The 10,291-nt window shown below is 66.5% G+C and carries 21 protein-coding genes; all 21 read left to right on the top strand.

Going from position 1 to position 10,291, the window contains the following annotated elements; genetic code table 11:
* Positions 1 to 212: 212 nt before the first annotated feature.
* The 21 genes from ABS78_RS21185 to rpmD all read left to right on the top strand — a co-directional run bounded on the left by ABS78_RS21185 (position 213) and on the right by rpmD (position 10,200).
* Positions 213 to 1,061, top strand: a complete 849-nt coding sequence (locus ABS78_RS21185) for a DUF2807 domain-containing protein (protein WP_293384228.1) — start codon at positions 213 to 215, stop codon at positions 1,059 to 1,061.
* 287 nt (positions 1,062 to 1,348) lie between these two features.
* Positions 1,349 to 1,654 (top strand): 30S ribosomal protein S10, encoded by a 306-nt coding sequence (gene rpsJ, locus ABS78_RS21180; RefSeq protein WP_068876686.1) that lies wholly within the window; start codon positions 1,349 to 1,351, stop codon positions 1,652 to 1,654.
* Between the two features lie 13 nt (positions 1,655 to 1,667).
* The gene (gene rplC / locus ABS78_RS21175) at positions 1,668 to 2,429 is read left to right on the top strand and encodes a 50S ribosomal protein L3 (RefSeq protein ID WP_293384225.1); all 762 of its coding nucleotides are present in this window, start codon (positions 1,668 to 1,670) and stop codon (positions 2,427 to 2,429) included.
* A complete protein-coding gene (gene rplD / locus ABS78_RS21170) occupies positions 2,429 to 3,067 on the top strand; it encodes a 50S ribosomal protein L4 (RefSeq protein ID WP_293384223.1) in 639 nt (212 codons plus the stop codon). Before rplC ends, rplD begins: the two co-directional genes overlap by 1 nt.
* Entirely contained in the window at positions 3,067 to 3,369 is a 303-nt protein-coding gene (locus ABS78_RS21165; RefSeq protein WP_293384220.1) for a 50S ribosomal protein L23, read from the top strand. Before rplD ends, ABS78_RS21165 begins: the two co-directional genes overlap by 1 nt.
* Positions 3,370 to 3,373: 4 nt before the next feature.
* Complete coding sequence (rplB, locus tag ABS78_RS21160; protein WP_293384218.1) at positions 3,374 to 4,210, top strand: 50S ribosomal protein L2; 837 nt, start codon at positions 3,374 to 3,376, stop codon at positions 4,208 to 4,210.
* Positions 4,211 to 4,213: 3 nt separating this feature from the next.
* Positions 4,214 to 4,492, top strand: a complete 279-nt coding sequence (rpsS, locus tag ABS78_RS21155; protein WP_293384215.1) for a 30S ribosomal protein S19 — start codon at positions 4,214 to 4,216, stop codon at positions 4,490 to 4,492.
* Position 4,493: 1 nt separating this feature from the next.
* Complete coding sequence (rplV, locus tag ABS78_RS21150; protein WP_293384212.1) at positions 4,494 to 4,874, top strand: 50S ribosomal protein L22; 381 nt, start codon at positions 4,494 to 4,496, stop codon at positions 4,872 to 4,874.
* Positions 4,874 to 5,629 carry a 30S ribosomal protein S3 gene (gene rpsC, locus ABS78_RS21145; protein WP_293384209.1) on the top strand — a complete coding sequence of 252 codons (756 nt, stop codon included), beginning with the start codon at positions 4,874 to 4,876 and terminating at the stop codon, positions 5,627 to 5,629. The genes rplV and rpsC overlap by 1 nt, the downstream gene beginning before the upstream one ends.
* A gap of 12 nt (positions 5,630 to 5,641) precedes the next feature.
* Positions 5,642 to 6,070 carry a 50S ribosomal protein L16 gene (gene rplP / locus ABS78_RS21140; protein WP_293384206.1) on the top strand — a complete coding sequence of 143 codons (429 nt, stop codon included), beginning with the start codon at positions 5,642 to 5,644 and terminating at the stop codon, positions 6,068 to 6,070.
* A complete protein-coding gene (rpmC, locus tag ABS78_RS21135; RefSeq protein WP_293384202.1) occupies positions 6,070 to 6,264 on the top strand; it encodes a 50S ribosomal protein L29 in 195 nt (64 codons plus the stop codon). Before rplP ends, rpmC begins: the two co-directional genes overlap by 1 nt.
* Positions 6,265 to 6,277: 13 nt before the next feature.
* Positions 6,278 to 6,526: a 30S ribosomal protein S17 gene (gene rpsQ, locus ABS78_RS21130; protein WP_293384199.1), complete on the top strand. Its 249-nt coding sequence runs from the start codon at positions 6,278 to 6,280 to the stop codon at positions 6,524 to 6,526.
* A gap of 18 nt (positions 6,527 to 6,544) precedes the next feature.
* Positions 6,545 to 6,913, top strand: a complete 369-nt coding sequence (gene rplN / locus ABS78_RS21125; protein ID WP_293384196.1) for a 50S ribosomal protein L14 — start codon at positions 6,545 to 6,547, stop codon at positions 6,911 to 6,913.
* Entirely contained in the window at positions 6,913 to 7,227 is a 315-nt protein-coding gene (gene rplX / locus ABS78_RS21120) for a 50S ribosomal protein L24 (protein WP_293384193.1), read from the top strand. Before rplN ends, rplX begins: the two co-directional genes overlap by 1 nt.
* Complete coding sequence (gene rplE, locus ABS78_RS21115) at positions 7,220 to 7,786, top strand: 50S ribosomal protein L5 (protein WP_293384190.1); 567 nt, start codon at positions 7,220 to 7,222, stop codon at positions 7,784 to 7,786. The genes rplX and rplE overlap by 8 nt, the downstream gene beginning before the upstream one ends.
* Positions 7,787 to 7,807: 21 nt before the next feature.
* Positions 7,808 to 8,113, top strand: a complete 306-nt coding sequence (gene rpsN / locus ABS78_RS21110; RefSeq protein WP_293384187.1) for a 30S ribosomal protein S14 — start codon at positions 7,808 to 7,810, stop codon at positions 8,111 to 8,113.
* A 12-nt stretch (positions 8,114 to 8,125) separates the two neighbouring features.
* Positions 8,126 to 8,521: a 30S ribosomal protein S8 gene (gene rpsH / locus ABS78_RS21105; RefSeq protein WP_293384184.1), complete on the top strand. Its 396-nt coding sequence runs from the start codon at positions 8,126 to 8,128 to the stop codon at positions 8,519 to 8,521.
* Between the two features lies 1 nt (position 8,522).
* Positions 8,523 to 9,056, top strand: coding sequence for a 50S ribosomal protein L6 (gene rplF, locus ABS78_RS21100; RefSeq protein WP_293384181.1), 534 nt, complete (start codon positions 8,523 to 8,525; stop codon positions 9,054 to 9,056).
* Between the two features lie 3 nt (positions 9,057 to 9,059).
* Positions 9,060 to 9,416 (top strand): 50S ribosomal protein L18, encoded by a 357-nt coding sequence (rplR, locus tag ABS78_RS21095; protein ID WP_293384178.1) that lies wholly within the window; start codon positions 9,060 to 9,062, stop codon positions 9,414 to 9,416.
* Positions 9,417 to 9,425: 9 nt separating this feature from the next.
* A complete protein-coding gene (rpsE, locus tag ABS78_RS21090; RefSeq protein ID WP_293384174.1) occupies positions 9,426 to 10,019 on the top strand; it encodes a 30S ribosomal protein S5 in 594 nt (197 codons plus the stop codon).
* Positions 10,020 to 10,023: 4 nt separating this feature from the next.
* Positions 10,024 to 10,200 (top strand): 50S ribosomal protein L30, encoded by a 177-nt coding sequence (gene rpmD, locus ABS78_RS21085; RefSeq protein ID WP_293384171.1) that lies wholly within the window; start codon positions 10,024 to 10,026, stop codon positions 10,198 to 10,200.
* Positions 10,201 to 10,291: the final 91 nt, after the last annotated feature.

Raw genomic sequence — 10,291 nt, 5'->3', positions numbered from 1 at the left:
GGTTCGGGCGTGGTGACGAAGATCATCAAGTAGGCCCTGCGCCCACTCGAACACCCAAGCGAAGGGCCGCCCGCTCACGCAGGCGGCCCTTTCGATTCAAACTCCCGGCGTCCATGACACCGGCGTCCATGACAAAGGGCTCATGACGGCGATTTAAGCTGCCGCCGGCCGGGCAGGGGCCTAGCTTCCCTTCGAAACTTCCGGGGAACGCCATGACCATCCGCCTCGCCGCCCTGCTGAGCGCATCCGCCGCCATCTTCGCCGCCGTCTCGACGCCGGCTTCGGCCCAGGCCGTCTCGGTAGAGATCAAGGACGCCGTCGCCCGCGTCACGGTCATCCCGGAAGATCGCCGGGACGTGCGCGTCGAGATCGCCCAGCCCAATCCCAGACTGCCGCTCAGCGTCCGGACCCTGGGCGGCCAGACCGTCGTGGACGGCGATCTGGGCCGCCGGATCCGTGGATGCCGCGGGTCGGGCCAATCCTCCCAGGTGACGGTTCAGGGGCTGGGCGCCGTGGGCTGGTCCCAGATTCCCGAGGTCGTCATCCGCACCCCACGCAACGTGGACCTGACCGCGAACGGCGCTGTCTATGGCTCGATCGGCCGTTCGGCCAGCCTGAAGCTGGGCAACGCGGGCTGCGGCGACTGGACGGTGGCCAATGTCGAGGGGGACGCCGCGATCAGCCAGGCCGGGTCGGGCGGCGCGCGGATGGGGTCCAGCGGGACATTGAAGGTGCGCGTCGCCGGCTCGGGCGACCTCGCCGCGGCCGAGGTGCGCGGGGGTCTCGATGTCACCGTCGCCGGTTCGGGCTCGGCCGCCGTTCGCTCGCTCTCCGGGCCTCTCGACGTCATGATCGTGGGCTCGGGCGACGTCGACATCGGCGGTGGCCATGTCACCGCTATGACGGTGTCCGTAGCGGGGTCGGGCGATGTGGAGTTCGACGGCAGCGCCGAGACGCTCCGCGCCCGCATCACCGGCTCGGGGGACGTCCGGGCGGCCGAGGTGAAGGGCGAGGTGACGAAGACCGTCCTGGGCTCGGGCTCGGTGCGCGTGGGGCGCTGACCGGGCCGCAGCCCTTGACGCCGCCGAGTCGCAGGGCTATTAGCGCGCCTCCTGTTGGACCGGCTGTGTGCTTCGGAGCGATCCGAAGCGCAGACGCGGCCCGCGGAACGACCTGAGAGTGCTTACACCAAAGCGTTTCGGGATGAGGCCCTCGCGGGGTTTCGCGCGGGCCTAATTCGTTTGTGCGGACTTTCGCGTACGGGCTCACCTCGGTGGGTTCGGGCTGGTCTTTGAAATGGTCGAGATCACGCGGGCGCCCGCCGTCTGTAGGGAAACGTAAGAGCGATATGGCTCAAAACATTCGCATCAGGCTGAAAGCCTTCGATCACCGCGTGCTGGACCATTCCACCCGCGAGATCGTGAATACGGCCAAGAGGACCGGAGCCGCCGTGCGCGGACCCATCCCGCTGCCGACGCGCATCGAGAAGTTCACCGTCAACCGCTCGCCGCACATCGACAAGAAGTCGCGCGAGCAGTTCGAAATCCGCACGCACAAGCGCGTGCTCGACATCGTCGACCCCACCCCGCAGACCGTGGACGCGCTGATGAAGCTCGACCTGTCCGCCGGCGTGGACGTCGAGATCAAGCTCTAAGGGGATCGGTCCGATGCGAACCGGCGTGATCGCCAAGAAGCTGGGCATGGCGCGTTTCTTCGACGACGCGGGCGCCCACGTACCCGTGACGGTCCTCAGCCTGGAAGGCTGCCAGGTCGTCGCTCACCGCACGACCGAAAAGGATGGCTACGTGGCCCTCCAGCTCGGCGCGGGGAAGAAGAAGGCCAAGAACACCACCAAGGCTCTGCGTGGTCACTTCGCCAAAGGCGAGGTCGAACCCAAGGCCAAGGTCGTCGAGTTCCGGGTGTCCGAAGACAACCTCATCGACGTGGGCGCGGAGATCACCGCCGACCACTTCGTCCCGGGGCAGAAGATCGACATCACCGGCTCCACGGTGGGTAAGGGCTTCGCCGGCGCGATGAAGCGCTGGAATTTCGGTGGCCTGCGCGCGACGCACGGTGTGTCGGTGTCGCACCGCTCGCACGGTTCGACCGGCAACCGCCAGGACCCGGGCCGGACCTTCCCGGGCAAGAAGATGGCTGGCCATCTCGGCCAGGAAACCGTCACCACCCTGAACCTGACCGTCTGGCGCGTGGACGCCGAGCGTGGCCTGATCCTGGTCAAGGGCGCCGTCCCTGGCTCGGAAGGATCGTTCGTCAAGATCCGCGATGCGGTGAAGTCGGCCCTGCCGGCCGATGCGCCGAAACCGGGCGCCTTCAGGAGCGCCGGCCAGCCCGTCGCCGCCGAAGAGCCGGCCGTGACGGAAGCGCCGGCCGAAGAGGCCGCGGCCGCCGAAGCTGGGGACCAAGCGTAATGAAACTCGACGTCATCAAGCTCGACGGCGGGAAGGGCGGCTCGATCGAGCTGGCCGACGACATCTTCGGCATCGAAGAGATCCGAGGCGACATCCTCCAGCGCGTCGTGACCTGGCAACTGGCCAAGCGCCGCGCCGGGACCCACAAGATCCAGGTCCGCAACGAGGTCTCCCGGACCTCGAAGAAGATGTACAAGCAGAAGGGCACCGGCGGCGCCCGTCACGGCTCGCGCCGGGCGGCTCAGTTCGTCGGCGGCGCGAAGGCGCACGGCCCTGTGGTTCGCAGCCATGCGTTCGACCTTCCCAAGAAGGTCCGGGCCCTGGCGCTGAAGCACGCTCTGTCGGCGAAGGCCAAGGACGGCGCGCTCGTCGTCCTGGACTCCGTGTCGCTGAAGGACGCCAAGACGGCCGCTCTCCGCGATCAGCTCGGCAAGCTGGGCGTCACCAACGCCCTGGTCATCGCCGGCGCCGAAGTGGACGGCAACTTCAAGCTCGCCGCCCGCAACATCCCGAACGTGGATGTGCTGCCGAACGCCGGCCTGAACGTCTACGACGTCCTGCGCCGCAAGACCTTGGTCCTGACGAAGGACGCGGTCGATGCGATCCAGGCGCGCTTCCAGCCTGAGGAGGCCGCGTGATGGCCGTCGAACCCACCGTTCGTCATTACGACACCATCCTGTCGCCGGTGATCACCGAGAAGGCCACCCTGCTCAGCGAGCAGAACAAGGTGGTGTTCCGGGTCGCCGAAGACGCCACGAAGGACGAGATCGCCGCCGCGGTCGAGGCGCTGTTCAAGGTCAACGTCACGAAGGTCAACACGATCAACGTGAAGGGCAAGACCAAGCGGTTCCGCGGCATCATGGGCCGACGCTCGGACGTCAAGAAAGCGATCGTGACCCTGGCCGACGGCCAGTCGATCGACATCACCACGGGGCTTTGATCCGATGGCTCTGAAGCAGTTCAACCCGACGTCGCCGGGCCGTCGCCAGCTGGTGCTGGTCGACAAGTCCGAACTTCACAAGGGACGCCCCGAGAAGTCGCTCGTCGAAGGCCTGACCAAGTCGGGCGGTCGTGGCGGCAACGGGCGCGTCGCCGTCCGCTTCCGTGGCGGCGGCGCCAAGCGCCTGTACCGCATCGTGGATTTCAAGCGCCGCAAGTTCGACGTGCCCGGCACGGTCGAGCGCCTGGAGTACGATCCGAACCGTTCGGCCTTCATCGCGCTGGTGAAGTACGCTGACGGCGAGCTGGCCTACATCCTGGCTCCGCAACGCCTCAAGGCCGGCGACACCGTGATCGCCGCCGAGAAGGCCGACGTGAAGCCGGGCAACGCCATGCCGCTGCGCGGCATGCCGATCGGCACCATCATCCACAACGTGGAGATGAAGCCCCTGAAGGGCGGCCAGATCGCCCGTTCGGCGGGCGCCTACGCCCAGCTCGTCGGCCGTGACGCCGGCTACGCCCAGATCCGCCTGAATTCGGGCGAACTGCGCATGGTGCCGGACGGCTGCATCGCCACGGTGGGTGCGGTCTCCAACCCGGACCACATGAACGAGAACCTCGGCAAGGCCGGGCGTTCGCGTCACAAGGGCCGCCGGCCGCACGTCCGCGGTGTCGCCATGAACCCGATCGACCACCCGCACGGCGGCGGTGAAGGCCGCACCTCGGGCGGCCGTCACCCGGTCACCCCGTGGGGCCAGCCCACCAAGGGCCGCAAGACCCGCAAGAACAAGGCGACGGACAAGTTCATCATCCGCTCGCGTCATGCTCGGAAGGCTCGCTAAGCCATGACCCGCTCCGTCTGGAAAGGCCCGTTCGTCGACGGGTACCTGCTCAAGAAGGCCGAAGCCGCCGCCGGCTCCGGCCGCAAGGACGTGATCAAGACCTGGTCGCGCCGCTCCACGATCATGCCGCAGTTCGTCGGCCTGACCTTCGGCGTGCACAACGGCCAGAAGCACGTCCCCGTGCTGATCTCGGAAGACATGGTCGGGATGAAGCTCGGTGAGTTCGCGCCCACCCGCTACTTCCCCGGTCACGCGGCCGACAAGAAGGCCAAGAGGAAGTAAGATGAGCAAGCAAGCCAAGGCTCGCCGTTACACGGACGCCGAAGCGGTGGCGAAGGTGCGCACGCTGCGCATCAGCCCCCGCAAGCTCAACCTCGTGGCCCAGTCGATCCGCGGCCTGAAGGTCCAGCGGGCGCTCAACGAGCTGGAGTTCAGCTCGAGGCGCATCGCCATCGACGTGCGCAAGGCGCTCTACTCGGCGATCTCCAACGCCGAGAACAACCACAACCTCGACATCGACTCCCTGGTCGTGGCCGAGGCCTACGTGGGCAAGAACCTGGTCATGAAGCGTTTCCACGCCCGCGCCCGCGGTCGTGCGTCGCGGATCGAGAAGCCGTTCAGCGAGATCACGATCGTGGTTCGCGAAGTGGGTGAGGCCGCCTGATGGGTCAGAAAATCAATCCGGTCGGGCTGCGCCTCGGCATCAACCGCACCTGGGACAGCCGCTGGTTCGCCGATGGTCCTGAGTACGGCCGGCTGTTACACGAAGATATCAAGGTCCGGCGCGCGCTGAAGAAGCGCCTGTATCAGGCCGGCGTGTCGCGCATCATCATCGAGCGTCCGCACAAGAAGTGCCGCATCACCATCTATGCCGCGCGCCCCGGCGTGATCATCGGCAAGAAGGGCGCGGACATCGAGAAGCTGCGCAAGGACGTCGCGGCCATGACGGACGGCGAGGTTCACCTGAACATCGTCGAGATCCGCAAGCCCGAGACCGACGCCCAACTGGTGGCCGAGAATATCGCCCAGCAGCTCGAGCGCCGCGTGGCCTTCCGCCGCGCCATGAAGCGTTCGATGCAGTCGGCGATGCGCCTGGGCGCCAAGGGAGTCCGGATCAACGTGTCGGGTCGCCTCGGCGGCGCGGAAATCGCCCGGATGGAGTGGTATCGCGAAGGCCGCGTGCCGCTGCACACCCTGCGGGCCGACGTGGACTATGGCTTCACCGAAGCCAAGACGACGTACGGCATCATCGGCGTGAAGGTCTGGGTCTTCAAAGGCGAGGTCCTCGACCACGACCCGATGGCTCTCGACAAGCGTCTGGCCAGCGAGAGCGGGCCCGCCGGCGAAGGTGGCGGTCGCGACCGTGACCGTCCGGACCGTGGCCCCCGTCGCGATCGCCGCGAACCGGCGAACGCCTAAGGATCCGAAGAGATGCTGTCTCCGAAGAGAACCAAGTACCGCAAGCAGTTCAAGGGCCGCATCCACGGCCTGGCGAAGGGCGGCTTCACCCTGAACTTCGGCTCCTACGGCCTGAAGTCGGTCGAGCCCGAGCGCATCACCGCGCGTCAGATCGAGGCGGCCCGCCGCGCGATCACCCGCCAGATGAAGCGCCAGGGCCGCGTCTGGATCCGCATCTACCCCGACGTGCCGGTCACCGGTAAGCCGGCGGAAGTGCGGATGGGCAAGGGCAAGGGCTCGGTCGAGTTCTGGGCCGCCCGGGTCCATCCCGGCCGGATCATGTTCGAGATCGACGGCGTGCCGGACGAAATCGCCCGCGAGGCGCTGCGCCTCGGCGCGGCGAAGCTGCCGGTGAAGACGCGCATCGTCACCCGTATCGACGCTGGCGTGGAGCACGCGTGATGAAGATCGAAGACGTCCGGGGCCTCACCCCCGACCAGCTCGCCGAGCAGCTCGTGAGCCTGAAGAAGGAGCAGTTCAACCTGCGCTTCCAGAAGGCGACCGGCCAGCTCGAGAAGACCCACCGCGTGGACGAGGTGCGCAAGGATATCGCGCGCATCAAGACCGTCCTGCGCGGCAAGCAGGCTCAGGCCTGAGGAGATAGGACGAATGCCGAAGCGAATTCTCGAGGGCGTTGTCGTCTCCGACAAGGGCGACAAGACGGTGGTGGTGAAGGTCGAGCGGACTTTCCTGCATCCGGTGCTGAAGAAGACCGTCCGTCGGTCGAAGAAGTACCACGCCCACGACGAGGCCAACGCCTACAAGGCCGGCGAGGTCGCCCGCATCATCGAATGCGCGCCCAAGTCGAAGACGAAAACCTGGGAAGTGCTGCCTAAGGGCAGTGCGGCCCAAGCCTGACTGTAAGGATCTAAAGCCATGATCCAGATGCAGACTAACCTGGACGTCGCCGACAACTCCGGCGCCCGCCGGGTCATGTGCATCAAGGTGCTGGGTGGCGCGAAGCGTCGCTACGCCGGTGTCGGCGACCGCATCGTCGTCTCCGTCAAGGAGGCGATCCCGCGCGGCCGCGTAAAGAAGGGCGACGTCCTTCAGGCCATCGTCGTGCGTACGAGCCAAGGCATCAAGCGCAAGGACGGTTCGGTCATCCGCTTCGACAAGAACGCGGCCGTGATCGTCAACAAGCAAGGCGAGCCGATCGGCACGCGGATCTTCGGACCGGTTCCGCGCGAGCTCCGCGCCAAGAACCACATGAAGGTCATTTCTCTCGCGCCCGAGGTGCTGTGATGGCTGCGAAGATCAGGAAAGGGGACCGCGTCGTGGTCCTCGCCGGCAAGGACAAGGGGCGCCAGGGGGCGGTCCTGAAGGTGCTGCCGAAGGAAGAGCGTGTGGTCGTGGAAGGCCTGAACATGGTTCAGCGCCATACGCGTCCCACCCAGTTCGATCCCCAGGGGGGGATCAAGCACAAGGAAGCGTCGATCCACCTGTCGAACGTGGCCATCGTCGATTCGAACGGGAAGCCGACCCGCGTCGGCTTCAAGGTCGAGGGCGACAAGAAGGTCCGTATCGCCAAGACGACCGGCGAGGTGATCAATGGCTGATCAGGCTTACGAACCGCGGCTCAAGAGCGAGTACCGCAACCGCATCCGCGGGCAGCTGAAGGAAAAGTTCGGCTACACCAACGAGATGCAGATCCCGAAGCTGGACAAGATCGTGATCAACATGGGCGTGGGCGAAGCTGTCGCCGACTCCAAGAAGATCCAGTCCGCGATGGCCGATCTGGCGCGGATCGCCGGTCAGAAGCCGGTGGCCACCAAGGCCCGCACGTCGATCGCCGGCTTCAAGCTGCGCGAAGGCATGACGGTGGGCTGCAAGGTCACCCTGCGGAAGGATCAGATGTACGAGTTCCTCGACCGTCTGATCACGATCGCCCTGCCGCGCGTGAAGGATTTCCGTGGCCTGAAGCCGACGTCGTTCGACGGTCGCGGCAACTACGCCATGGGCCTCAAGGAGCACATCGTGTTCCCCGAGATCAACTATGACCAGATCGACCAGATCTGGGGCATGGACATCATCGTCACGACCACTGCGAAGACCGACGACGAAGCGCGTGAGCTTCTTCGGGAATTCCAGTTCCCGTTCGTGCAGGCGCAAGCGTAAGCGGCGGGAAGGAACAGGCACATGGCCAAGAAAAGCGCTGTCAACCGCAACGAACGCGTGAAGAAGCTCGTGAAGCAGTACGCTGCCAGGCGCGAGGCTCTGAAGGCGGTCGCCAACGACGAGAGCCTGCCGCTCGAGGAGCGCTTCGATGCGCGTCTCAAGCTGGCTGAACTGCCCCGCAACTCGTCCCAGACCCGCATCCGCAACCGGTGCGAAGTCACGGGCCGTCCGCGCGGCTACTACCGCAAGCTGAAGATGAGCCGGGTCTCCCTGCGCGAACTGGGTTCGCACGGGCTGATCCCCGGCCTCGTCAAGTCGAGCTGGTAAGGGGAGGGTCGAATGGTCAATGACCCCATCGGCGATCTGATCGCCCGCATCAAGAACGCCGCCCTGCGCGGCCGCAACAAGCTCTCGACGCCGGCCTCGAAGATGCGCGCCCGCGTCCTCGATGTGCTGCTCGACGAAGGTTACATCCGTGGCTACCACCTGGTGGAAAAGCCCGGCGCCTTCCCCGAGTTCGAGATCGAGCTGAAGTACTTCGACGGCGCTCCGGTGATCGTCGAGATCAGCCGCGTCTCGAAGCCGGGCCGTCGCGTCTATTCGTCGATCAAGGACCTGAAGCCGGTGAAGAACGGCCTCGGGATCTCGATCCTGTCGACGCCCAAGGGCGTCATGTCGGACGCTGCGGCCCGCGAGGCCAATGTGGGCGGCGAAGTCCTCTGCCGGGTCTACTGAGATGTCTCGTATCGGAAAGAAGGCGGTCGCCGTCCCGAGCGGCGTCACGGTCACCATCGACGGTCAGACGGTCACGGTGAAGGGCCCCAAGGGCCAACTCGCCTGGACGGTCGCCGAAGAGATCGAGGTGAAGCAGGACGGCGGCGAACTCGTGCTCTCCAAGCGCGAGGACACCACCCGCGCCCAGGCGATGTGGGGGCTGTCGCGCACCCTGGTCAACAACATGGTCGTGGGCGTGACCCAGGGCTACGAGGAGACCCTCGAGCTGGTCGGCGTGGGTTACCGCGCCGCGATGAAGGGCCAGGCGCTCTCGATGCAGCTCGGCTTCAGCCACGACGTCGATATCCCGCCGCCGGCGGGCATCACCTTCGCCACGCCCAAGCAGACCGAGATCAAGATCTCGGGCATCGACAAGCAAGTGGTCGGCGAAACCGCCGCCCGGATCCGTCGCATCCGTCCGCCGGAGCCCTACAAGGGCAAGGGCGTGCGCTATGCGGGCGAGAAGGTCCGGCGCAAGGAAGGCAAGAAGAAGTAAGCCATGGCTCTTACTCCCCGCGAATCCACACTGCGCCGCGCGCAACGTGTCCGCACCCGTCTCCGGACGGTGGCGAACGGCCGCCCGCGCCTGTCCGTCTTCCGTTCTTCGAAGAACATCTACGCCCAGGTCATCGACGATGAGCGCGGCGTGACGGTGGCCGCCGCCTCGTCGCTGGAAGGCGACAAGAAGGGCAAGGGCTCCGACAAGGACGCCGCCGCCAAGGTGGGCGCCCTCGTGGCCCAGCGCGCGATCGAGAAGGGCGTCACGAACGTCATCTTCGACCGCGGTGGCTACCTCTACCACGGCCGGGTCAAGGCCCTGGCGGACGCCGCGCGCGAAGCCGGCCTGAACTTCTAAGGATCGATCATGGCTCGCAGAGACGAACAGCGTGGCGATCGCCGCAACCGGGCTCCCGAAGAAGAGCGCGACAGCGAAATCGTCGAGAAGCTGGTCCACATCAACCGCGTCGCCGCCACCGTGAAGGGTGGCCGCCGCTTCTCGTTCGCCGCCCTGATGGTGGTGGGCGACCAGAAGGGCCGCGTGGGCTTCGGTCACGGCAAGGCGCGCGAAGTGCCGGAAGCCATCCGCAAGGCGACCGAGGAAGCCAAGAAGTCGATGGTCCGCGTTCCGTTGCGCGAGAGCCGCACCCTGCATCACGACGGCAATGGCCGTTGGGGTGCGGGCAAGGTGATGGTCCGTGCGGCGCCTCCCGGCACCGGCGTCATCGCCGGCGGCCCGATGCGCGCGGTCCTGGAAACCCTGGGCGTCCAGGACGTCGTCGGCAAGTCGGTCGGCTCGTCCAACCCCTACAACATGGTGCGCGCGACGTTCGAAGCGCTGAAGGCCCAGTCCTCGCCCCGCCAGGTGGCGGCCAAGCGCGGCAAGAAGGTCTCGGACGTGATCGGCCGCCGCGCGGACGGCGCCTCGGCTCAGGCTGCGGCCGCCGACGCGGAAGGTTAAGCTCATGGCCAAAGTGAAAGTTCGCCAGACCGGCAGCCCGATCCGCCGGACCAAGGACCAGCGCGCCACCCTCGTGGGTCTGGGCCTGAACCGCGTGGGCCGCGTGTCCGAACTTGAGGACACGCCGTCGGTGCGCGGCATGATCGCCAAGGTCTCCCACCTCGTCGAGGTGGTGGAATAGCCATCCGGTTCGTGCCATAGGCACGCACCAGAACGGGCGGGGCGCGAGCCTCGCCCATCGGCGTTTCTGACGCCGGACACATCTTCAACGC

It is taken from the genome of Phenylobacterium sp. SCN 70-31, from assembly GCF_001724605.1.
Classification (GTDB): domain Bacteria; phylum Pseudomonadota; class Alphaproteobacteria; order Caulobacterales; family Caulobacteraceae; genus Phenylobacterium.
This window is presented reverse-complemented; position numbering and strand designations above follow the sequence as displayed.